Origin of the sequence: Pseudomonas fluorescens (genome assembly GCF_902497855.1) — a bacterium.
GTDB lineage: Bacteria > Pseudomonadota > Gammaproteobacteria > Pseudomonadales > Pseudomonadaceae > Aquipseudomonas > Aquipseudomonas fluorescens_BI.
The window spans coordinates 170471-193031 of sequence record NZ_CABVHU010000005.1; the positions used below are offsets into that span (position 1 = coordinate 170471).

Sequence of the window (22561 nt, forward strand, 5' to 3'; positions counted from 1 at the left end):
TCCGCGTCACTGGACGCGGAGCGTCCCTGGAGGCATTCCCACGCAAAGCGTGGGAACGATCCCCGCACCTAGCCCCGCCGATCCAGCAGATTCACCACCAGCCGATCCACCCAACCCCACACCCGTTGCTTCACCCGTCGCCACAGCGGCCGGCGTTGCCACGCCTCCAGGCTGACCTCCTGGCTCAGGGCAAAGTCTTTCTCGAAACTCGCCGCCACCGCACGTGTCAGCCCTGCATCCAGCGCTTCAAGGTTGGCTTCCAGGTTGAAACGCAAGTTCCAGTGATCGAAGTTGCACGAGCCGATACTCACCCAGTCGTCGACCAGCACCATTTTCAGGTGCAGGAAACACGGCTGGTATTCGAAGATTTTCACCCCGGACTTGAGCAGTCGCGGGTAGTAGCGATGCCCGGCGTAGCGCACCGATGGATGATCGGTGCGCGGCCCGGTCAGCAGCAGGCGCACATCGATGCCTCGAGCGGCCGCCCGGCGCAGCGAGCGACGGACTTTCCAGGTCGGCAGGAAATACGGGGTGGCCAGCCAGATTCGTCGCTGGCCACTGTTCAGTGCGCGAATCAGCGATTGCAGGATGTCCCGGTGTTGACGGGCGTCGGCATAAGCGACCCGGCCCATGCCCTCGCCCATGGCCGGCATGCGCGGCAGACGCGGCAAGCCGAAGTTCGACGCCGGCTTCCAGGCACGGCGATGGCGGTTGGCGATCCATTGGCGATCGAACAGCAACTGCCAGTCGATGACCAGCTGGCCGCGGATTTCCACCATCACTTCGTGCCATTCGCTGGTGTCTTCTCCCGGCGTCCAGAATTCATCGGTGACGCCCGTGCCGCCGACGACCGCCAGACACTGGTCGACCAGCAACAGCTTGCGGTGATCGCGGTAGAAATTGCCTACCCAGCGTCGCCAGCTCAGGCGATTGTAGAAGCGCAGCTCGACACCCGCCGTTATCAGCCGCTGTCGCAGGGTCAGCGTGAACGCCAGACTGCCGTAATCATCGAACAGGCAACGTACCCGTACACCGCGCTCGGCGGCCTGGACCAGCGCCTGGACCATGGCCTCGGCACAGGCGCCCGCCTCCACCAGGTACAGCTCCAGTTCCACCTGATCTTCGGCGCGGGCAATCGCCACCAGCATCCGGGGGAAAAACTGCGGGCCGTCGATCAGCAGTTCAAAAGCATTGCCTTCACGCCAAGGGAAAATTGCGCCGGCCATCTCAGCGCGCCGTGAAAATCAGTACCGCACTCACCGGCACCGACAAACTGATGGCCGACAAGCCGGCTAGCTTGCGCAAGCTTTCCAGGCCAGGTGCCAGGTCGAAATCTTCGGCGTTGATCACCAGCGGTTCGAGGGTAACGACCTGGAAGCGTCGATCATCCAGGCGGGTCGCCAGCAGTTCGGCGTTGTATTGGTGTTGCTTGCCGTGCAGATTGACCGTCAACGGCAACCGCAATTCCAGTTGCGCACCGGGCGCGAGGTCGTTGATCGGGCGCAGATCGATTTGCGTGGTGATCAGCGCTTCGGGGAATGTCTGGATCTGGAACAGCTCCTTGCGCATGCGTTCGTCGCGCAAGGGAATACCGCTGTTCACCGACTCCAGCTCGACTTCCACCTCGGCCAGGCCCGTGGGGCTGACCTTGCCGTGCAGTACCAGAAAGCGTTGCACTTCGGAAATGTTCGCGTTTTTGGTGCTGATGAACGACAGCCGCGAGGATTCGCCGTCCAGGTACCAATTGGCCTGGGCCGACAATGTGGCGCCGGCCAGCAGCAGGAAGGCGAGGGTTTTGGCAAGGGAGCGGTTGAACATAGAGACTCGTGGGGGTAAATAAACCTGAACGAACCTTAACCGTCCGCGGGCATGTTGCAAACCGCGAAGATCAAAAGATCGCCCCTGTAGGAGCTGGCTTGCCAGCGAGAGGGCCATAACAGTCAACATCTTCGTTGGACGTTAAGCCGCCATCGCCGGCAAGCCGGCTCCTACAAAGAGCGACCCATCACGGATTCAGGCGACATCCCTGCCGCTCGCCGCCCCACACCGCACTGTTACTGCGCCCCATGCCGCTGACCGTTACGCGCTTGCTCGCCACATCTTCGATAAACCCGCTGGTGGGCAACCACTGTTTCACATAACCATGGCAATACTCGGCATCGTTAGCCATCACATACCGGCATGAGCAATATTCCTTGGCAGTGTAGGCGCTGATGATGTCCGGGAACGACCACAGCGCCACCCGCTCGTGCCAGACCCAGCCGAGCACGACGATCAGCAGGATCATCCACAGCGTGCTGAACGGTCGACGACGAACAAAACCGCGGCGGTTCATGGCTGCGCCTTCGCGACAAAGGCCTTGAGTGCGAGCTTGAGCAATTCGTTGTGTCGGTAGCGGCCATCGCGATCATCGCCGTAGCGCACGATCACCAAGTGTTCGCCGGGAATCACGTACATCGCCTGCCCCCAATGACCCAGTGCGGCGAATGTGTCGGCGGGAGCGTCGGGCCAGGGTGTTGCGCGCCCCTCTATCGAGCGATTGAGCCACCAATGGCCGCCGGGCACCGCTTCGTCCTGATTGGCCTGGTAGCGGGCGAAAGGTTCGCGGTTGAAGGCGACCCAGGCTTTGGGCACCACTTGCCGATCGCCCCAGCGTCCGTCGCGGGCCATCAACAGGCCGACCCGTGCCAGGTCCCGGGCAGTGAGGTAGGCATAGGACGAGGCGACGAAGATGCCGCTGGCGTCGGTTTCCCAGACCGCGCGGTCAATCCCCAAAGGTTCGAACAGCGCGGTCCATGGATAGTCCGGGTACCGGCTCGGACCAACGATGGTTTGCAATGCCGCCGACAGCAGATTGGTATCACCACTGGAATAACGGAATGCCTGGCCGGGCTGGGCGTAGTCGTCGTGGTTTGCGGTGAACGCGGCGATATCCTGGCGGCCACGGGTGTAGAGCATGGCCACCACCGACGACTTCAATGGTGCGTATTCATAGTCTTCCTGCCAGTCCAGCCCCGACGCCCAGTGCAGTAGATCGGCCATGGTCATGGCGGGATGCCTGTGCAGCGGCGGATAAAACTTCACCACCGGATCCTGCAGGTTGAACCGGCCCTCGCCATAGGCCACGCCGAGGACCGTGGCCATCAGGCTTTTGCTGATGGACCAGGTCAGGTGCGGGGTATCGGCGGTGGTCGGGCCGGCGTAGCGTTCGTAGATCAATTGACCGTCGCGGATCACCAGCAAGGCATCGGTGCGGATGCCTTGGCGGGTGGTGTCGTCGCGGGGCGGGAAGGCGTAAGCCTCCAGGGCTTGAAGTGCCGGGCCGGTGACTACCGGGGCGGTTGACCATTGAGCGCCAGGCCAGTTTTCGGCGTGGGCCGGGAGGCTGAGCAGCAGGATAAGCAGGGGCAAGCCTTTGAACATGGTGTAGGGCTCGGGGGATTGGCCCGCTGAGCCTAGTCGAGGTTGATGACAGTTCTGGAATTTGTGTTGGTCAGAGGCCGCCTTCGCTGGCAAGCCAGCTCCTACAGGGGATCCGTGAACAACACAAAACCAGTGTAGGAGCTGGCTTGTCGGATCGCCGCACCGCAGCGAAGAGGCCCGTCAGAACGCCGCAAACGCCTTGGCCAACCGTTTACCCCTGGCCCCCGCCGCCAAATCCATCACCGCCCGATCCCGCCGCCACATCGCCGCCCACTGCGGCGGACCATCGGCCAGTGCCTGATCCACCTCGACCTTGAGCCCATCGAACTGCGCAAACAATCCACCGAGCAACACATGCCCGGCCAGGTTGTTCGGTGCCTGGCGGCTGGCTTCCGCGCACCCGGCCAGCAGCGCCAGCAAGCGCAATTGCAGCGTTTGCGGCCAGTCGCTGTCGTGGCCGACGCCATACAGCCAGGCCGTCATCGCGCTCAATACGTAGATGTCTTCGAGGGTGCGGAACGGTTTGACGTAAGCATCCCAGCCATCCCCCGCCAGCAATTCACATGACGCGCCATCGAGTATCAACCGGCTGTGGCTGATGTCGGGCATCAGGGGAATCGCCGGCAGTTTTTCCAGGCGCACCCCCGGTTCATCGGGATAGACCACTGCCAGGCTCAGCCGCGGGGTTTCGCCGGGGTCTTCACTGCGGGCCGCGACCAGCAACCAGTCGGCCGCGTCGCCGGCGGTGACGAAATCCTTGCGCCCGCTCAGGCGCAAACCGGTGAGCCGGGTCTGCATATCCGCCACCCGCAGGCTGCGCTGTTCCGTTGCGCATAACGCGCCCAGGCTCGGCGGCGCGCTGGGCCAGAGCATGCGTAACGCTGCCTGATACCCCACCAGAAAGGCCTGCCCCGGCGTTGCCATCAGGCGCCCGCCAAGCACTGCCAACTCAAACGGCGTCACCGTGCCCAGCCTGTCCTGCAAGTGCGCGAATCCTTCGCCCAGGTCCGGGTTGGCGAGCAAGCGATCGCGGCGGTTCAACAGGGTTTGCCAGGGCATAAGAGGCTCCTTGTGGGCTGTCATATAAGCATCACCAAAGCTTAATGGCGATGACACCGGGGCTACATAGCCTGACTTTGCACAACACGGCTGCATAAAGAAAGTCGATCGGCTGCAACCCACGACGGGTGAACAGCCCGTACGGAGACTCGCAATGACTCAGATCGCCCGCATCAGCGACACCGGCAATGAACGCCGCCTGCAAGCCGAACGCCTGGTGGGCGTCGAGGCCATGCAGGAAGCCCAGGCCTTGCGCTTCAACGTGTTCAGCGGTGAATTCAACGCCAGACTCAAAGGCGCGGAGCTGGGACTGGACATGGATGACTATGATGTTCACTGCGCCCACATCGGTGTGCGTGACCTGAACAGCGGGCGGCTGGTGGCGACCACCCGCTTGCTCGACCATAACGCCGCCAGCAGTCTGGGCAAGTTCTACAGCGAAGAAGAATTCAGCCTGCATGGCCTGGTCCATCTGAAGGGGCCGATCCTGGAAATCGGCCGCACCTGCGTCGACCCGGCCTACCGCAATGGCGGCACCATCGCCGTACTCTGGGGTGAACTGGCCGAAGTGCTGAACCAGGGCGGCTACAGCTACTTGATGGGTTGCGCGAGCATCCCGATGCAGGACGGCGGCATCCAGGCCCACGCGATCATGCAGCGCCTGCGCGAACGTTACCTGTGCACCGAACACCTGCGGGCCGAACCGAAAAAACCGTTGCCGGCCCTGGCCATCCCGTCCAACGTCATCGCCGAAATGCCGCCGCTGCTCAAGGCCTACATGCGCCTGGGCGCGAAGATCTGCGGCGAACCGTGCTGGGACGAAGATTTCCAGGTCGCCGACGTGTTCATCCTGCTCAAGCGCGACGAACTCTGCCCGCGTTACGCCAAGCACTTCAAGGCGGCCGTGTGATGAGCCGGTTGCGGGTGTACGCGCGGATTGCGCGAGTGTTGGTGGTGGTAGCGCTGGGGTTGACCATGGCCGGCGTGTTCGGGCTGTTCGAACGCCTGGGGATCGCCCATTCGATGGTCCGCCGCCAGCGGTGGTCGCGGTTCTTCATGGCGCGCCTGGGCAATGCCCTGCCCTTTCGCGTGACCGTGCACGGGGCGGTGCCGACGGCGCCGATGCTCTGGGTTAGCAACCACGTCTCCTGGACCGACATCCCGCTGCTGGGCATGCTCACGCCGCTGTCGTTTTTGTCCAAGGCCGAAGTGCGCACCTGGCCCGTAGCGGGCTGGTTGGCGGCCAAGGCCGGCAGCCTGTTTATCCGTCGCGGGTCGGGCGACAGCCAGCTGATCCGCAAACAGATGACCCGCCATCTGGCGCAGGAACATCCGCTGCTGATGTTCCCGGAAGGCACCACCACCGATGGTCGTTCGCTGCGCACCTTCCACGGTCGTTTGCTGTCGGCGGCGATCGATTCCGACGTGAAGTTGCAACCGGTGGCGATTCGTTATCTGCGCGACGGTGAGCTCGATTCCCTGGCCCCCTTCATTGGCGATGATGATTTGCTCTCGCACTTGATGCGTTTGTTTGCCAATGATCGGGGCGAGGTGGAGATTCATCTGCTCAAGCCGATCGCCTGCGAAGGTCGCGAGCGGGCCGCGCTGGCGTTTGAAGCGCAGCAGGCGGTGCAGAAGGCGTTGTTTGGCGAAGTGGCGAGACCGGCAGAACCGCGGCGTGTGGGTGAACTGATCGCCGCCTGAATCTGCTTCTGGCGAACTCACCACCGCGTAACCCCGCAATCCGTAGGAGCGAGGCTTGCCCGCGAAGAACGATAACGTGGTGCATCAGATACACCGCGGCGTTCCCTTCGCGGGCAAGCCTCGCTCCTACAGAGATTGTGTCAGCCGATCGTGTAACCGGTTCTGGGCGAAATCCTGAAGCTGCGGATAGAACAACCGGAAATCCTCACTCAACGGTTCATACAACACCCGCAACTCCTGCATCGCCGCTGCCAGCTCCTCCGGCCGTGTCAGCCTCCGCGAAATCCCCCGCAACACCTGCTCCAACACGGCGAATTCCCGATAAGACCCCAACCAGTCATTGGCCATCATATGCGGCGCGATCATCGCCAGGCGTTCCGGCAGCTGCGGCTCAGCCGACAGCACCCGGTACACGTCCGACGTGAATTGCTCCAGCGGTTGGTCGGCATACAGCGTCCAGTCCCGGGCCAGGCAATGGTCGAAAAACACGTCCAGCACAATCCCGGCGTAACGCCGGCGGGTCATGGAAAATCGCGACAATGAGATATCCACCAACGGATGGCGGTCGGTAAAGACGTCGATACGGCGATGCAGCTGGATGCCCGCCTCGATCTCCGGATCGAACTGCCCTTGCAGCCGTCCCTTGACGAAATCGCCATACAGGCTGCCGAGCAATTGACCGGGGCGCTGGCCACCAAGGTGCAGATGTGCGAGATAGTTCATGGACGCAGCTTAGCACTGCGGCTTTACATCTGGACAACCAACATATCGTTATAACCCGATATACCAATTTAAGCGGTCCTCAGAGCAAAATCATATTGGTATATCGCGAAGTACCGATTTAAAGTTCGCCTCATCGCGATATAGCGTTTTACTCATCACGAGCCCTTACCCATGACCATCGACCTCGACGAAATAATAAAAGCGCTGGCACACCCAGTACGCCGAGACATCCTCATCTGGCTGAAAGACCCCAAGACGCAGTTCCCGGAACAGCTGCACAACCACGAGTACGGCATTTGCGCCGGACAGATCGACCAACGCTGCGGCCTGTCGCAGTCGACCGTGTCCGCTCATTTGGCGAACCTGCAGCGTGCGGGGCTGATCAGCAGCCAGAAAGCCGGTCAATGGCACTTCTTCAAACGCAACGAGGACGTGATCCAGGCGTTCCTCGACGCCATCGTCAAAGAGCTCAGTGCTCCGACAAGGAACTGAAACAATGCCCCTCTCGCTACTCATCCTGGCCTTGAGCGCCTTCGCCATCGGCACCACCGAGTTCGTCATCATGGGCCTGCTGCCCGATGTGGCGGCCGACCTCGGCGTGTCGATCCCCGGCGCCGGCTGGCTGGTGACCGGGTACGCCCTGGGCGTGGCCATCGGTGCGCCGTTCATGGCACTGGCCACCTCCCGGTTGCCACGCAAGGCTGCCCTGGTAGCGTTGATGGGCATCTTCATTATCGGCAACCTGCTGTGTGCAGTGGCCAGTGACTACAACGTGCTGATGTTCGCCCGGGTGGTCACTGCCCTGTGTCACGGCGCGTTCTTCGGCATCGGTTCGGTGGTGGCGGCAGGTCTGGTGCCGGCGAACAAGCGTGCTTCGGCCGTGGCCTTGATGTTTACCGGCCTGACCCTGGCCAACGTGCTGGGCGTTCCACTGGGCACCGCGCTCGGCCAGGAAGCCGGCTGGCGCTCGACGTTCTGGGCCGTGACGGTGATCGGTGTGATTGCGCTGATCGGCCTGATCCGCTTCCTGCCGGCCAAGCGCGACGAAGAGAAGCTCGACATGCGCGCCGAACTGCGCGCCCTGAAAGGTGCCGGGATCTGGCTGTCCCTGAGCATGACGGCGTTGTTCGCGGCGTCCGTATTCACCCTGTTCACCTACGTCGCCCCGCTGCTCGGCGATGTCACAGGGGTCTCGCCCAAAGGTGTGACCTGGACCCTGATGCTCATCGGCCTTGGCCTGACCGTCGGCAACATCATCGGCGGCAAGCTGGCTGACAAAGGCATGGCCGCGACGCTGATTGGCGTCTTCATCTCCATGGCCGTGATCTCTACCGTGCTGACCTGGACCAGCGTCGCGCTGATCCCGACCGAAATCACCCTGTTCCTCTGGGCCACCGCGTGCTTTGCCGCCGTGCCCGCCCTGCAAGTGAACGTCGTGACCTACGGCAAGGCGGCGCCGAACCTGGTGTCGACCCTGAACATCGGCGCTTTCAACGTCGGCAACGCATTGGGTGCCTGGGTCGGCGGCAGCGTCATCGCCCACGGTTTCGGCCTGACCAGCGTGCCGCTCGCGGCAGCCGCACTGGCGGTACTCGCCCTATTGGTGACCCTGATTACGTTCCGTCAGCGCGGCAATCCCGAACTGGCCCCTGCTACCCATTAATTGATACCTCACGAGGGTTGTATTTTCATGACGACTATTTTCGATCCGATCAAACTGGGCGACCTCGAGTTGGCCAACCGCATCATCATGGCGCCGCTGACCCGCTGCCGCGCCGACGAAGGCAGAGTGCCGAACGCGCTGATGGCCGAGTACTACGTGCAACGGGCCTCGGCCGGCCTGATCCTCAGCGAGGCCACCTCGGTCACGCCGATGGGCGTCGGCTATCCGGACACCCCGGGCATCTGGTCCAACGACCAGGTGCGTGGCTGGACCAACGTGACCAAAGCGATCCACGGCGCGGGCGGCAAGATCTTCCTGCAACTGTGGCACGTCGGCCGGGTATCCCATGAGTCGTACCTGAACGGCGAAGCACCGGTCGCACCGAGCGCCATCCAGCCCAAAGGTCACGTCAGCCTGGTTCGTCCACTGGCCGACTACCCGACCCCGCGCGCCCTGGAAACCGCGGAAATCGCCGACATCGTCGACGCTTATCGCGTCGGTGCCGAAAATGCCAAGGCCGCCGGTTTCGACGGCGTGGAAATCCACGGCGCCAACGGTTACCTGCTCGATCAGTTCCTGCAAAGCAACACCAACCAGCGCACCGACCACTACGGTGGCTCCGTGGAAAACCGTGCGCGCCTGTTGCTGGAAGTGACGGATGCCGCGATCGAAGTCTGGGGCGCCGGCCGCGTCGGCGTGCACCTGGCACCGCGCGCCGACTCCCATGACATGGGCGACGACAACCTGGCCGAAACCTTCACCTATGTCGCTCGCGAACTGGGCAAGCGGGGTATTGCCTTCATCTGCTCGCGCGAAAAAGAAGCCGGCGACAGCCTCGGCCCACAACTCAAGGAAGCCTTCGGTGGCCCGTACATCGTCAACGAACGCTTCACCAAAGACAGCGCCAACGCCTGGCTGGCCAGCGGCAAGGCCGATGCGGTCGCCTTCGGCGTGCCGTTCATTGCCAACCCTGACTTGCCAGCACGTTTGAAGGCCGATGCGCCGTTGAACGAGGCCCGTCCTGAATTGTTCTACGCCAAGGGGCCGGTGGGTTACATCGACTACCCAGTGATGTAAGCGCCAGCCTCTGCAACGCAAAAAGCCCCGACTCGAAAGAGCCGGGGCTTTTTTTGTGGTTATTCACGCAATCCCGGGGAACACTGACCTGTAGGAGCCAGCTTGCTGGCGATGATCGTTAACGATAACGCGTGCGATCTGGTCAAACGCGGCGCACTTGAGTCCATCGCCAGCAAGCCGGCTCCTACAAGTCAGAGTTCGAGCACCATCTCGTGCCACGCCATCCCGCCATGGTCGGAGGCGGAAGGCTTGATGTAGGCGAAGCCAAAACCCGCGTAGAGCGCGATATGCCGCTCCTTGCACATCAGGTGGATGCTGGCTTTGTTCAACGCGCGCATCCGCTCGATGAACTCTCCCATCAAACGTTTCGCCAGGCCTTGTCCCTGGAAATCCGGATGCACCACCACCGACATGATCACCACGTGCGGGCCGGCCGGGTCGTGGCCGATCAGTTCCTTGAACGCCTCGTCCGACATTTCCACTTCAAACGCCGCGCCGGAATTGATGAAACCGGCGACGACGCCATCCACTTCGGCCACGATAAACCCCTCGGGCCAGGTGGCGATGCGGGTGGCTATTTTCTCCCGGGTCGCGGCTTCGTCACCTTCGTAGGCAAGGGTCTCGATGGCGTAGCAACGGTCCAGGTCAGCGGGGGTGACGTGGCGGATGACGGTGTTCATGGCAGCTCGGAATCGGCGAGGGAAAGGCGCGAATCATAAATCAGTGTCAGCTCGACATCGAGAGGCGAATCGCCGATTCGCCTCTCATCCGGCCGTCAGGGCTTGAGCGGCAACCAGATTTCCAGCTTGCCGGTGTTGAGCTTCGGGTTGAAGTCTTCGCTGTAGCGTTCGAACTCCGGGGCATCCGCCGCCTGATAGCCGGACTGCGGCAGCCAGGTTTTCCAGATGTACTGAAACGTCTTGGGCAAGGTCTCCAGAGTGCCTTTGTGTTCGAACACGGCGTAGTGTTGAGGCTGAACTTCCACCCAACGATATTTATCGGGCAGGTCGTCGAGTTTGCTGATTTCGACGCCGGCGATGTATTCGAAACCACCCTTGCCATCTGGATTGCAGCAGATGCCGTAGGTCACTTCGCTTTTCTGGCCGGGAACTCTGCCAATCTCGGGAATGAATTTCTCCCAGAGATCGGGGATCGCTTTGGTGGTTTCCGGGGTAAATCGTCCACCAAGCCCTGCAATGAGCAGGAAATGACCGTGTTCGAAACGTGGCTTGGACGTTTCGACGCCTGTTTGCTCATCCATGACTCGACTCCTGATACAAAAAAGTGGGTTCGGCTGGGAGTATAGAAGCCAATCCCGATTCGCCCACTCAGAGCCCGTGAAGTGGCCCGACGGCGCTGGCACCAATAAACTCGTTGTAACCCGATACAATCACGTAGACCGCGAAATAGCAGAAGATCGCCGCCGATGCCAGGTAGGAATAACGCAGCAGCTTGTCGCCCAGCAGCTTGCCGCCATGGCTCGCGGCGAAGCACAGGCCGACGCACCACAACACCCCGGCACAGAGAAATCCGCCTAGAAACAACGCTGAACTCAGCGCGCCTGCGCCGCCGGAACGAGCGATCAGGGTGCCGCCGACCGCCGCGAACCACAAAATGGCACTGGGTGACGACATGGCGAGGAAAATCCCGCGAAAAAACTCGCGCCGATGGGAGTTCTGCCCCACCTCCCCAGCCTGGGCCAGCACCGCCTCATGGTGAATCGCCGAATGGATCATCTTCGCCGCGAAGTACACCAGCAACACTGAACCACCGATCCACAACACCCACCGCACGGTTTCGTACTGCAGCAAAACGGTCATGCCCGCCAGCGCCAGCACCGCATAGATCAGGTCACCGACGCAGGTCCCCAACCCCAGGGCAAAGCCTTGGAAATAGCCGCGTTGCATCGCCAGGGTGATCATCGCGATATTGGCCACGCCAATGTCCAGGCACAGGGAAAGGCTCAGCAGGAAGCCACTGGTAAATTCCATCAACCGATTTCCTTCGGAAAAATTTGTTTACATAGACGCTGGACAGTTTGCCACAGCTACCCGTACATTCCGCCACAGGCCACCGCAGTGGCCAGCGTCGCTCGGACGGTTCCGGGCGCTCACGTTATCCGAGGCAACAATGGCTAACCCAGGTTCGCCGCGCCGCTTTGCGCGCATAGATCGACTCCCCCCTTACGTATTCAACATCACTGCCGAGCTGAAGATGGCCGCCCGTCGTCGTGGCGAAGACATCATCGACTTCAGCATGGGCAACCCCGACGGCGCGACCCCGCCGCACATCGTCGACAAACTCGTCACCGTCGCCCAGCGCGAAGATACCCACGGTTACTCGACGTCCAAGGGCATCCCGCGTCTGCGCCGGGCGATTTCCAACTGGTACAAGGATCGCTACGAGGTCGATATCGATCCGGAAAGCGAAGCCATTGTCACCATCGGTTCCAAGGAAGGCCTGGCGCATTTGATGCTGGCCACCCTCGACCAGGGCGATACCGTGCTGGTGCCGAACCCGAGCTACCCGATTCATATCTACGGTGCCGTGATTGCCGGCGCCCAGGTGCGGTCGGTGCCGCTGATACCGGGCGTGGACTTCTTCGCCGAGCTGGAAAGCGCGATTCGCGGTTCGATCCCGAAACCGAAAATGATGATCCTCGGCTTCCCGTCCAACCCCACCGCCCAGTGCGTGGAGCTGGATTTCTTCGAGCGGGTGATCGCCCTCGCCAAGCAGTACGACGTACTGGTGGTGCACGACCTGGCCTATGCCGACATCGTCTACGACGGCTGGAAAGCGCCGTCGATCATGCAGGTACCTGGCGCCAAGGACATCGCGGTGGAGTTTTTCACCCTGTCCAAGAGCTACAACATGGCAGGCTGGCGCATCGGTTTCATGGTCGGTAACGCCGAACTGGTCAATGCCCTGGCGCGGATCAAGAGCTACCACGACTACGGCACCTTTACCCCGCTGCAAGTCGCCGCCATTGCTGCACTGGAAGGCGATCAACAGTGTGTCAAAGACATCGCCGAGCAATACCGCCAACGGCGCAACGTGTTGGTCAAGGGCCTGCATGAATTGGGCTGGATGGTGGAAAACCCGAAAGCATCGATGTACGTCTGGGCCAAGATTCCCGAGGCCTATGCGCATCTGGGCTCGCTGGAATTCGCCAAGAAAATGCTTGCCGAGGCCAAGGTCTGCGTCTCGCCGGGTGTGGGGTTCGGGGAATATGGGGATGATCACGTGCGTTTTGCGCTGATCGAAAACCAGGACCGGATTCGTCAGGCCGTGCGCGGTATTCGCGGGATGTTCCGGGCGGATGGGCTGGTTCAAAAAGCCAACGCCTGATTGATTAAGCAGTCACAAAAAAACCGCAGCGATGCGGTTTTTTTGTGACTGCTCGTTCCCACGCTCCGCGTGGGAATGCCGCCATGGACGCTCCGCGTCCACTGTGACGCGGAGCGTCACGGGATGCATTCCCACGCGGAGCATGGGAATGATCAAACGTAGGAGCGAGGCTTGCCCGCGAAGCTTTTAGACGAACAGCGACAACAACAGGATAAAGCCCAGGCCCACCACCGACAGGATGGTTTCCATCGCGGTCCAGGTCTTGAAGGTTTCCGCCACGGTCATATTGAAGTACTGCTTCACCAGCCAGAAACCTGCGTCGTTGACATGGGACAGGATCAACGAACCGGCACCGGTGGCCAGCACCAGCAGCTCACGGTTCACGCCCGGAATCATCCCCACCACCGGCACCACGATGCCGGCGCCAGTAATGGTTGCCACGGTTGCCGAACCGGTCGCGATACGGATCACCGCCGCCACCAGCCAGGCCAGCAGGATCGGCGAGATCTGTGCGTTCACCGCCATGTGGCCGATCACGTCGCCCACACCGCTGGTCACAAGCATCTGCTTGAAGCCACCACCGGCACCGATGATCAGAATGATCGCGGCGGTCGGTGCAAGGCTCGCATCGAGCCATTTCATCATTTGGTTGGAACCGATGCCCTGCTTGTAGCCGAAGGTATACAGCGACAGCAGCAATGCCAGCAGCAACGCCGAAATCGGGTGACCGATCAGGTCCATGAAAGCGCGGAAGATGTTGCCGTCGGGCAGCACTACGTCGGCAAATGTCTTGAGCAGCATCAGAAACACCGGCAGCAGCACGGTCACCAGAGTGATGCCGAAGCTCGGCAGTTCAGCCGAATCCGATTCGCGCGCCAGTTGATCCACCAGCTCCTGGTTCGGATGACCGGGAATGTGCTTGGCAATGAACGTACCGTAGATCGGACCGGCGATAATAGCGGTCGGCAACGCAACGATCAGACCGTAAAGAATGGTTTTACCGATGTCGGCACCGAACACACCGATGGCCAGCAGCGGACCCGGGTGCGGCGGCACCAGGCCGTGTACCGCGGACAGACCAGCCAGCAGCGGGATACCGATCTTGATGATCGATACGCCAGTGCGGCGGGCCACGATGAACACCAGCGGAATCAGCAGCACGAAGCCGATTTCGAAGAACAGCGGAATGCCGACCAGGAACGCGGCGAACATCATCGCCCACTGCACCTTGTCCTTGCCGAAGGCGCGGATCAACGTCTGCGCAATCTGATCCGCACCGCCTGATTCGGCCATCATTTTGCCGAGCATGGTGCCCAGCGCCAGGATGATGCCGACGAAACCAAGCACCCCGCCGAAGCCGTCCTGGAACGCCTTGATGATGGTGCCGATCGGCATGCCGGACGTCAGCCCGAGGAAGGCGGCGGCGATGATCAGTGCGAGGAATGGGTGCAACTTGAACTTGGTGATCAGGACGATAAGCCCGATCACCGTGACCACTGCGTCGAGCAGCAGGAACGTCTCGTGGGACATGCCAAACATTAGGGGTGTCTCCTGGTTGTTGTTGTTATTAAAGCGGGTAATTCGCGAGCCATCCGGACAGCGCTATCTTTTCGAGACCAATTCATACGGCGCGTTTCAGGCCGTGGGCCTGCCACCAGTGGTGCGCTTGGGCCGCCAGCTCATCGACGCCATGCTTCGAGGCATCGAGGGCCAGGGTCAAGGGCTCGCCAACGGGCGATTCAAGCGTCGCGAACTGGCTGTCGATCAGGGTCGATGGCATGAAGTGACCCGGGCGATGAGACACTCGATCGGCGGCGACTTCAGGCGTCAGCTCCAGGAAAACGAAACCCAGGCCAGGCAAGGCGCTGCGCAGACGTTCACGGTAAATATGTTTGAGGGCCGAGCAGGTCAGTACCGGGCGTTGCCCCTTGGCGTCGATGCGACGCAGTTCATCGCACAGGCTATCGAGCCAGCCGGCGCGGTCTTCGTCGTTCAGGGGGATACCCGCGCTCATCTTTTCGATGTTGGCGGCAGGGTGAAAGGAGTCGCCTTCAATGGCGGTCGCGCCGCTGAGTTGGCACAAGGCCTCGCTGACGCACGTCTTGCCGCAACCGGCAACGCCCATGATGACCAGGGCGGTGATGGGATGATTCATGTAACACCTCAGCGCGCAGACAGCGCTACCTTTGCTGGTTATGACACTGGAGCAAAAGCAGAAGTTGCCGACGCCTTCTTGTCATTTTTGTGGGTTGCAGCGTGTTCGTCCCCAATACCAAAAAGCGGGAATCAGGCAGACCCCACTCACGCATTTGCAGCTGCATCGAGACAGCGCTACCTTAGTGCCTTGAATTTTGTTTGGCAAGCCGCCCGATGACCTCTTCCAAAAACGATAAAAATACCCGCACCACTGGCCGACCTACCCTCAACGAAGTCGCACGCCTGGCCGGTGTCAGCCCGATAACCGCGTCCCGCGCCTTGCGCGGCGTCAGCACGGTGGCCACCGAACTGGTGGAAAAGGTCCAGAAAGCCGCCCTCGAGCTCAACTACGTGGTCAACCCCGCTGCCCGCGCTTTAGCCTCGGCCCAGGGCCATTCCGTGGTGGTTCTGGTGCCGTCGCTGTCCAACTTGCTGTTCATCGATACGCTGGAAGCCATTCATCAGGTTTTACGCCCCAAGGGCTTTGAAGTGCTGATCGGCAACTTCCACTACTCGCGCGATGAAGAAGAAAACCTGCTGCGCAATTACATGGCCTATCAACCTCGCGGCTTGCTGCTGACCGGTTTCGACCGCACCGAAAGTTCGCGACGGATGATCGAGGCGAGCAACATTCCATGCGTATACATGATGGAACTGGACAGCGCTGCCGGGCTCAACTGCGTTGGTTTTTCGCAACTTGCCGCCGGTGAAACGGCGGCGGAACATTTGCTCTCCCGCGGTCGCAGGCGCCTGGCCTACATTGGCGCGCAGCTGGACCAACGCACGTTGCTGCGCGGCGAAGGTTTTCGCAAAGCCCTGCAACAGGCCGGCCTGTATGACCCGGATCTTGAAGTCCTGACCCCCCGCGCCTCCTCCGTCGGCCTGGGAGGCGAACTGTTCCTGCAATTGATGGCCAGTCATCCGGATGTCGATGCTATCTTCTTCGGCAACGACGACCTGGCCCAGGGCGCACTGCTCGAAGCGATGCGCTGCGGGATCAAAATCCCTGAACAGGTGGCAATCCTCGGCTTCAACGACCTGCCGGCCTCGGCCCACATGGTCCCGCGGCTGAGTAGCATCAGCACGCCGCGCGAAGCCATTGGCCGACGTTCGGCGGAGTTGATGTTGACCTTGCTGGCTGGCAACCCGGTGGCCAAACCGGTGCAGGACATGGGGTTTGAGTTGAAGGTGCGCGAGAGTACCTGACAGTTTTCTGACTTGATGTCTCCCCTTGGCAGGCACACTATTAAATCCCCGAAGCCTTGATCCGCTAAAGGAGTAGCTCGATGGAACATTCACTGAAAATCCTGGGTAAAGCTTCATCAATCAACGTCAGAAAAGTCCTGTGGACCTGTGAGGAACTGAGCGTTGCCTACGAACGCGAGGATTGGGGCGGCGGTTATGCCTCGACGCACACGCCGGAGTTTCTCAGGCTCAATCCCAATGCACTGGTGCCCGTGATCATCGATGAGGCCGGCGTGCTGTGGGAATCCAATACCATCTGCCGTTATCTGGCCAGCAAACACCAGAACACCGATCTGCTGCCGCACGAACCGGCCGCACGTGCCCGGGTGGAGCAGTGGATGGATTGGCAAGCAACCGAACTCAACGCGGCCTGGAGCTATGCCTTCACGGCATTGGTGCGCAAGGATCCGGAGTTCCAGGACCCCCATCACATTGCCGCCGGTGTTCGCGGCTGGAATCAGAAGATGGGCATCCTCGAGCATCAGCTCGCGGCCACCAAGGCTTATGTCGCCGGGCCGCGGTTCACCCTGGCCGATATTGTCATCGGGCTGTCGGTCAACCGCTGGCTGATGACGCCCATGGATCGGCCCGACTATCCGGCCATCGACGAGTATTTTCAGCGCCTGGCACAACGCCCCGGGTTCTTGAAACATGGCTGCAATGGCCTGCCTTGAAGGGTCGGCGAGGGTCTTCGCGCGGGTGAACAGGCGATCTACTGGGCAAACAACATAAACAAGGGCGAAAAAGCGACGCTGACCATTCTGTCGTTTTGCTCGACCAGCCTGCTCTGGGCGTATATTTCGGTCCAGGTGCCTGGAATGCTGGCCCGTTCGGGAATACTGAACGGACAGCAGCCCCTCCCGAGGACAACTTCCTTGATATTGCTCATCATCAGGTTGCCCTGCGCGCCAGGCCCATCCACCCCGAAAACCTTCACGGCGTAAGCTTTATTATTGTGCTGCCAGGATGAAACCTGACGGCTCATGTTGTAGTCCGCAAGGTTCACGGGGCGGCTAGCCGGCGTGCTGGTCAGCGACAGTTTCCTGCCGGTGTAATCCCAACCCTCCCAGACACAAAAATAACCATAGTCACAGATGGGGTCAGTTGGATTCGCGTCCCCGGGTACCGGGAACGTCATCACGGCGGCCCCGTGGTCATAAGCCACTTGAGTGGTACTGACCTGGCGCCCTGCGGATTTTCGACTGAGTTGCTGATCGATCTGCCGCTGAATCTCTGCTGCCTGCTCGACGGTCATCGCGGGATTGAACACTGCATATCGGCTTTGCTTGCCCGTCGCTTGATTGGCATAAAAAAAGAACAGCGCGCCCATGCCGAGACACAGCGCCGCGCAGCCTGCGAGCCATTTGATGTTCATGTGGAAAAACTCCGCTCCCTGAAGCGCTGAAAAATCCGGCGCGATGCGAGAACAGAGTCAAGGCATTGCAATTAGCTGTCTACTGTCAGAAATAACAGGTTCGACGATCGGTGCAACCAGGCTCCATGTTGAAGACTCGATTGACCACACCGGGTCAAAGCGCGGCGGTGACACGATTTGCCACTTCCCCGGGCACCCATTCTTTCCAGATCTGTGGCTGGTCACGCAAGAAAGCTTCTGCGACCTGACGCGGCGGCTGACGTTTTTCACTCATCTGTCCAAGGGTCTGGTTCAGCAGATCGATCGGCAAGTCGACCTTTTCGAAAAACGCCACCAAGTCCGGATACTGCGCCTTGAACGGTGCGGATACGCCGATCGCCAGGCTGGCCGGCATCGAGCGGGTGCCTTGGGGATTGGGGTGGTTGGCATTGGCGAGGGTCTTCCAGGCGTCGGCGTCGAACGGCGGTTCGTCGAGCTTCACCAGTTTGAAGCGACCCAACAGCGGCGTCGGCGACCAGTAGTAGAACAGCACCGGTTTGCCGCGACGGATCGACGAAGCCACCTCGGCATCCAGCGCCGCGCCGGAGCCGGTGCGGAAGTTGACGAAGCTGCCGGTCAGCTCATAAGCCTTGAGTTTCTGGCTGTTGACGATCTCCGAGGTCCAGCCGGTCGGGCTGTTGAGAAAACGACCGCGGCTTGGGTCTTCGGGGTCGCGGAAGACATCCTTGTAGCGCGCCAGGTCGGTGACGGATTTCAACTCCGGCGCCAGAGGTTTGATCCCGCGTTCCGGGTCGCCCTTGATCACGTATTCCGGTACCCACCAACCTTCGGTGGCGCCTTTGACCGTGTCGCCCAGACCGAATACCTTGCCTTCCGATTCGGCTTTGACCCAGGCCGGACTGCGCCCCGCCCACTCCTCACCGATCACTTGAATGTCGTTTTTGGCCAGCGCTGCTTCGAGACTGACAGTGCTGCCGGGCAAGGTATCGGTCGGGTAGCCGTAACCCTTCTCGACGATCAACCGCAGGATCTCGGTGATCAGGCTGCCGCTTTCCCAAGTGATGTCGCCGAAGTGGATGGGCGCGGTTTTTTCCGCGGCGGGAACCTGGGTAGCCACCAGGCTCAGGGCCAGCAGTGAACTGCCGAGCAGGGTTTTGATCGATCTCATACGGACCTCCAGTTCAGGGATTTCGAGGATTCATTCGCGCTGTGCTGGGCGCACAGTGCCTGGGAGCGGGTCATGTAGACGCTGACCGAGCGTTGGGAAATGCCCAGTTCGGCGGCGATCTGCGGGTAGGTCAGACCTTCAAGCCGCGACAACAGGAAGGTCGCCCGGACCTTGCGCGGCAAGCGCTCAAGCGTGCGGTCGAGGCCATGCAGTACCTGGGTCAGCTGCAGCAGGTCCTCGGGCGACGCCGCTTGATGCTGATCGAGGCGTTGCAATTGTTCGAGGTGTTGGCGTTCGAGGTCGCGGCGGCGCCAGAGTTGATAGATCAACCGGCGGGCGATGGTGGTCAGCAAGGCGCGAGGCTCGCGGATCGGGGTCAACCCCGGGGATTCGAGCAGCTGCACGAAGGTGTCGGCGGCGATGTCTTCGACGCTCGCGCCGGGCCCCAGATGTCGCCGCAGACGTGCGCAGAGCCAGGCGTAATGAGCGCGGAACAATCCGCCCACGTCGTTGCGATGGGATAAGTCGGTGCCGGACATAGAGGCTCCAAGGGTTAGGGGTCGCTGAATGTCCGGTGATCCGGTAACGCGAATCCTAGCAAGGAGCCTTATTCATTAATAATACTTAAAATTCATTTTTATATTCTATAAAGTAATTATGAATAGGTGGCGCCTGATAAATCGCTATTGCGGGCAAGCCAGGCTCCCACAGGTCCTGCGAAATCCTGTGGGAGCGTGGCTTGCCCGCGATAAATAGCTCTGTCGATACAAGACTCAAAACTCTCAACGTAACCGTCCGAACCCCAAAGTTTCCGCCTCCAGCTGATAATCGAGCACGATCTGATAGTCGCTCTCGCTGGCCGGCAGCACTTCGTGCAAACCGAGGATCTCACCCACATCAGGCAACTCCCGCAACGTCTCGTTCATCACCTGCCTCAGCGCTTCAGCCTGTTTATCAGTCGCGGTCGCGGCAGTGATGTAGGGCAAGGTCGGGCTGAAGGCACTGCGAGCGATAACCCGCAGGCCCGCCACTTCTGCCTCGGCGTGCCGCGCCAGGTAGGCAAAGGTCACGCTATCGATGGCCGCCAGGTCGGCTTGGTCTTCACGCAGCCAGCGCAGGCTCTCGCGGTGGCTGCCGCTGATGCCGACACGGGAAAAGAACTGTCCGTCGCGATGCAACGGCGCCAGACGGTGGCGCAGCAGGTTCATGCCGCTGTTGGAGTCTTCGCCGTTGATCACACAGCGGCTGCCGCGAAAGGCCGGCAAGGTCCTGCGCAGCTGATCGGCGCGACCCAGTAACAGGCTGCAATGGTTGCCGCCGCTGCTGTCCGGCAGCTCATGACGCGGGCGCCCGAGGACCCGGACTTTACCGCGCAGTTGTGTCATCAACGGATAGCCGCAGGTTTGGGTCAGCAGCAGGTTCGGTGACCGCCACAGGGCCAGCAGGGACAACCCTTCGGTATCGCGGCGCTGGGTGCCGAGTCGCTCGAGGATTCGCGTCAACCAGCGTTCGTTGGCCTGGCGAATCGGTTCGGGGGCGACGTACATCAGTAATTCAGCGATGTCTTGAGTCATCAAAATCTTCCCATGCAACAAATAACCCTGCGGGAGCGGCGGTGCGGCGATCCCACAGGGTTCAGGTGTGGATCATAAAAATCAGTGAAACGGATGCCGCGGGCTGTCGATGGCCTTAACGCCGTTCTGCCGCAACAACTGCCCATAACCCTGCACCACAAACCCGCCGCTGCGCGCCAGCCATTGCTCGCGGCGCGCCCGATAGGCGCGGGGCAAGTCGTACCAGGGCAGGCTCGGCAAGTCGTGATGTACCAGGTGAAAATTGAGGTTCAGGAACAACCAGCGCCACGGCCAGGCGGCTTCATTGATCACGGTGCGCTGCTCGGGTTGCGCATGGGGACGGTGTTCATAGTAGGAGCGAATCATCGCAATCGACAGCGCCGGCACACTGATCAGCAACAGGTAATGCCACACCGGTAGCGCACTGTAGCGGGCGATGAATGCCAGCATCACCAGGGTCAGCGCGCCATGACTCAGCCACATCGACCAGGCCTGTCGTTCACCTGCTTGCAGACGCTGCAGCTGTTCGCGGGCCAGCGCCAGCAAGACCAGCGGCGCACCGAGGGCGAAACGGCCGAGCACGGTTTTGTTCAGCCAGTGCAATCCCCGCTCGAACCCTGAACTGCCCTGCCACCGCTCGGCGCTCAGGTAACGGCTTTCCGGATCGCGCCCAGGAATGGTCAGGTCTTCGTCACGGTGATGCAGCAAATGGCTGTCGCGATAGAGGGTGTAGGGGTACCAGACGGCGAACGGCGCGTAGCCGAGGATTTTGTTCAACGCAGGCCAACGGGTGGGATGCCCGTGCAGCAATTCATGCTGCACCGATAACCAGAGCACCACCAGCGGGATCAGCAACAGGGTGCTCCACCACAGGCCCAACCCCGGGCTCGCCAGGACGATGCCGAACCAGCCGACGTACACGCCGATCAGCAGCAACCAGGTCGGCCACTCGGTGCGAGCGGTCAGCCGTTGGCGCAGGGTGTCGATTTCTTCACTGTGGGCGTTATCGAAGTAATGGGGCATGGCGTTGCTCAGATCGGGGACCAGTCCCCTTCTGTGCAATGGCGCAGGGAAATCTTGCAGATTATTTTGTCAGGTCATCGCCCCCCGTGTAGGAGCTGGCTTGCCAGCGAAGAGGCCAACATATTCAACATCAATGTTGCCTGTTATGCCGCCTTCGCTGGCAAGCCAGCTCCTACAGGGGGCGACGGGGTGCCAGGACAATCGGGTTACCTGTGTGGCTTACATCAGTGACCGAACACATCCACCTTCTTGGCCTTCTTGTCCGCGCGCTTTTCATCGGCGGTTTTCGCCGGTTTCTTCTTTGCCGCTTTTTTTGAATCCATGCCTTTGGCCATGATACGTACTCCACTCATACGGGATGTGAGATCAGGTATACACCTATCCCCGCGCCCGCGTTCTTTTATAATCGCCCGCTTTGCGCACCGACAGTCGAAGATCATGCCCAACACCCAGTACACCTTGCTCGCCGAGCCATTATGGCCATTGATGAACAAGTTCTATCGCGCCCATCAATCGTCGATGAAAGCGGTTCGCGAGGCTCAACTGTGGGTCGCCAGGCGCGACGCTATCATTGGCGCGCTGTGTTTGCGTCCGGTCTCGGGCGGGCATTGGCTGACGGGGTTGTTCGTTGATCCGGCCTGCCGGGAACAGGGCATCGCCGCCGCGTTGATTGCCGAAGCGGTCAAAGGTCTCGACAGCCCGGTCTGGCTGTTCTGCCATCCGGACTTGCGTGGCTTTTACGAGCGGCGTGGCTTTGTCTTCGATCCGCCAATGCCTTACGCCATGGTCGAACGGTTGAGCCGCTATGCGCGCAGCAAACCGATGATTGCCATGGGCCTGGAGGCGAATAAAAGTTAATGACTGATGAAGATCCCCTGTGGGAGCGAGACCGGCTTGCCGGCGAAAGCGGTGTGTCAGTACATACTACTTTGACTGACACACCGCTTTCGCGAGCGGGCTCTCTCCCACAGTGGTTTTGTGGT

The 22561-nt window shown here is 60.9% G+C and carries 25 protein-coding genes; 9 read left to right on the top strand and 16 right to left on the bottom strand.

Annotated elements, in window-relative coordinates:
* Positions 1–68: 68 nt before the first annotated feature.
* The 5 genes from F8N96_RS12550 to F8N96_RS12570 form a co-directional block, all read right to left on the bottom strand.
* Positions 69–1226 carry a phospholipase D-like domain-containing protein gene (locus F8N96_RS12550; RefSeq protein WP_150798076.1) on the bottom strand — a complete coding sequence of 386 codons (1158 nt, stop codon included), beginning with the start codon at positions 1224–1226 and terminating at the stop codon, positions 69–71.
* 1 nt (position 1227) lies between these two features.
* A complete protein-coding gene (locus F8N96_RS12555) occupies positions 1228–1818 on the bottom strand; it encodes a YceI family protein (RefSeq protein ID WP_150798077.1) in 591 nt (196 codons plus the stop codon).
* A 187-nt stretch (positions 1819–2005) separates the two neighbouring features.
* Entirely contained in the window at positions 2006–2335 is a 330-nt protein-coding gene (locus tag F8N96_RS12560; protein ID WP_150798078.1) for an amidase, read from the bottom strand.
* Positions 2332–3423 carry a serine hydrolase domain-containing protein gene (locus F8N96_RS12565; RefSeq protein ID WP_150798079.1) on the bottom strand — a complete coding sequence of 364 codons (1092 nt, stop codon included), beginning with the start codon at positions 3421–3423 and terminating at the stop codon, positions 2332–2334. Before F8N96_RS12565 ends, F8N96_RS12560 begins: the two co-directional genes overlap by 4 nt.
* A 180-nt stretch (positions 3424–3603) precedes the next feature.
* Positions 3604–4482 (bottom strand): acyl-CoA dehydrogenase family protein, encoded by an 879-nt coding sequence (locus F8N96_RS12570; RefSeq protein ID WP_150798080.1) that lies wholly within the window; start codon positions 4480–4482, stop codon positions 3604–3606.
* A gap of 154 nt (positions 4483–4636) precedes the next feature.
* Between F8N96_RS12570 and olsB the strand changes: the two genes are divergently transcribed.
* Together olsB and F8N96_RS12580 are read left to right on the top strand one after the other, a co-directional pair.
* Positions 4637–5392 carry an L-ornithine N(alpha)-acyltransferase gene (gene olsB / locus F8N96_RS12575; protein ID WP_150798081.1) on the top strand — a complete coding sequence of 252 codons (756 nt, stop codon included), beginning with the start codon at positions 4637–4639 and terminating at the stop codon, positions 5390–5392.
* Entirely contained in the window at positions 5392–6186 is a 795-nt protein-coding gene (locus tag F8N96_RS12580) for a lysophospholipid acyltransferase family protein (RefSeq protein ID WP_150798082.1), read from the top strand. Before olsB ends, F8N96_RS12580 begins: the two co-directional genes overlap by 1 nt.
* A 126-nt stretch (positions 6187–6312) precedes the next feature.
* On the opposite strand, the gene F8N96_RS12585 is transcribed toward F8N96_RS12580, so the two are convergent.
* On the bottom strand, positions 6313–6909 hold the full coding sequence (locus tag F8N96_RS12585) for an ACP phosphodiesterase (protein ID WP_150798083.1): 597 nt from the start codon (positions 6907–6909) through the stop codon (positions 6313–6315).
* 171 nt (positions 6910–7080) lie between these two features.
* Between F8N96_RS12585 and F8N96_RS12590 the strand changes: the two genes are divergently transcribed.
* From F8N96_RS12590 to F8N96_RS12600, 3 genes are read left to right on the top strand one after another with little or no spacing between them, the layout of a single operon-like run.
* Positions 7081–7401, top strand: a complete 321-nt coding sequence (locus F8N96_RS12590) for an ArsR/SmtB family transcription factor (RefSeq protein ID WP_150798084.1) — start codon at positions 7081–7083, stop codon at positions 7399–7401.
* A gap of 4 nt (positions 7402–7405) precedes the next feature.
* Positions 7406–8572 carry an MFS transporter gene (locus tag F8N96_RS12595; RefSeq protein ID WP_150798085.1) on the top strand — a complete coding sequence of 389 codons (1167 nt, stop codon included), beginning with the start codon at positions 7406–7408 and terminating at the stop codon, positions 8570–8572.
* A 27-nt stretch (positions 8573–8599) separates the two neighbouring features.
* Entirely contained in the window at positions 8600–9649 is a 1050-nt protein-coding gene (locus F8N96_RS12600) for an alkene reductase (RefSeq protein WP_150798086.1), read from the top strand.
* Positions 9650–9840: 191 nt separating this feature from the next.
* On the opposite strand, the gene F8N96_RS12605 is transcribed toward F8N96_RS12600, so the two are convergent.
* The 3 genes from F8N96_RS12605 to F8N96_RS12615 form a co-directional block, all read right to left on the bottom strand.
* Positions 9841–10329 carry a GNAT family N-acetyltransferase gene (locus F8N96_RS12605; protein ID WP_150798087.1) on the bottom strand — a complete coding sequence of 163 codons (489 nt, stop codon included), beginning with the start codon at positions 10327–10329 and terminating at the stop codon, positions 9841–9843.
* Positions 10330–10424: 95 nt separating this feature from the next.
* Positions 10425–10910: a GyrI-like domain-containing protein gene (locus F8N96_RS12610; RefSeq protein ID WP_150798088.1), complete on the bottom strand. Its 486-nt coding sequence runs from the start codon at positions 10908–10910 to the stop codon at positions 10425–10427.
* Between the two features lie 67 nt (positions 10911–10977).
* Positions 10978–11640, bottom strand: coding sequence for a LysE family translocator (locus F8N96_RS12615; RefSeq protein WP_150798089.1), 663 nt, complete (start codon positions 11638–11640; stop codon positions 10978–10980).
* A gap of 139 nt (positions 11641–11779) precedes the next feature.
* On the opposite strand from F8N96_RS12615, the gene alaC reads away from it, so the two are divergent.
* Positions 11780–12997: an alanine transaminase gene (gene alaC, locus F8N96_RS12620; RefSeq protein ID WP_150798090.1), complete on the top strand. Its 1218-nt coding sequence runs from the start codon at positions 11780–11782 to the stop codon at positions 12995–12997.
* Between the two features lie 186 nt (positions 12998–13183).
* Here the strand turns inward: alaC and F8N96_RS12625 are convergent, their stop codons facing one another.
* Both F8N96_RS12625 and F8N96_RS12630 read right to left on the bottom strand, forming a co-directional pair.
* On the bottom strand, positions 13184–14536 hold the full coding sequence (locus tag F8N96_RS12625; RefSeq protein ID WP_150798091.1) for a GntP family permease: 1353 nt from the start codon (positions 14534–14536) through the stop codon (positions 13184–13186).
* 82 nt (positions 14537–14618) lie between these two features.
* The gene (locus tag F8N96_RS12630) at positions 14619–15152 is read right to left on the bottom strand and encodes a gluconokinase (protein WP_150798092.1); all 534 of its coding nucleotides are present in this window, start codon (positions 15150–15152) and stop codon (positions 14619–14621) included.
* 215 nt (positions 15153–15367) lie between these two features.
* On the opposite strand from F8N96_RS12630, the gene F8N96_RS12635 reads away from it, so the two are divergent.
* Complete coding sequence (locus F8N96_RS12635) at positions 15368–16399, top strand: LacI family DNA-binding transcriptional regulator (protein WP_150798093.1); 1032 nt, start codon at positions 15368–15370, stop codon at positions 16397–16399.
* An 80-nt stretch (positions 16400–16479) separates the two neighbouring features.
* Entirely contained in the window at positions 16480–17112 is a 633-nt protein-coding gene (locus F8N96_RS12640) for a glutathione S-transferase family protein (protein ID WP_150798094.1), read from the top strand.
* A 38-nt stretch (positions 17113–17150) separates the two neighbouring features.
* Here the strand turns inward: F8N96_RS12640 and F8N96_RS12645 are convergent, their stop codons facing one another.
* The 5 genes from F8N96_RS12645 to F8N96_RS12665 form a co-directional block, all read right to left on the bottom strand.
* Entirely contained in the window at positions 17151–17813 is a 663-nt protein-coding gene (locus F8N96_RS12645; RefSeq protein WP_150798095.1) for a peptidase inhibitor family I36 protein, read from the bottom strand.
* 154 nt (positions 17814–17967) lie between these two features.
* Positions 17968–18981, bottom strand: coding sequence for an ABC transporter substrate-binding protein (locus F8N96_RS12650; protein ID WP_150798096.1), 1014 nt, complete (start codon positions 18979–18981; stop codon positions 17968–17970).
* The gene (locus tag F8N96_RS12655; RefSeq protein ID WP_150798097.1) at positions 18978–19520 is read right to left on the bottom strand and encodes a sigma-70 family RNA polymerase sigma factor; all 543 of its coding nucleotides are present in this window, start codon (positions 19518–19520) and stop codon (positions 18978–18980) included. The genes F8N96_RS12650 and F8N96_RS12655 overlap by 4 nt, the downstream gene beginning before the upstream one ends.
* A 243-nt stretch (positions 19521–19763) precedes the next feature.
* On the bottom strand, positions 19764–20555 hold the full coding sequence (locus tag F8N96_RS12660; RefSeq protein ID WP_150798098.1) for a phosphate/phosphite/phosphonate ABC transporter substrate-binding protein: 792 nt from the start codon (positions 20553–20555) through the stop codon (positions 19764–19766).
* Between the two features lie 81 nt (positions 20556–20636).
* Positions 20637–21578 carry a fatty acid desaturase gene (locus F8N96_RS12665; RefSeq protein WP_150798099.1) on the bottom strand — a complete coding sequence of 314 codons (942 nt, stop codon included), beginning with the start codon at positions 21576–21578 and terminating at the stop codon, positions 20637–20639.
* Between the two features lie 438 nt (positions 21579–22016).
* Here F8N96_RS12665 and F8N96_RS12670 point away from each other — a divergent pair, with 438 nt between their 5' ends.
* Positions 22017–22436 carry a GNAT family N-acetyltransferase gene (locus tag F8N96_RS12670; protein WP_150767131.1) on the top strand — a complete coding sequence of 140 codons (420 nt, stop codon included), beginning with the start codon at positions 22017–22019 and terminating at the stop codon, positions 22434–22436.
* Positions 22437–22561: the final 125 nt, after the last annotated feature.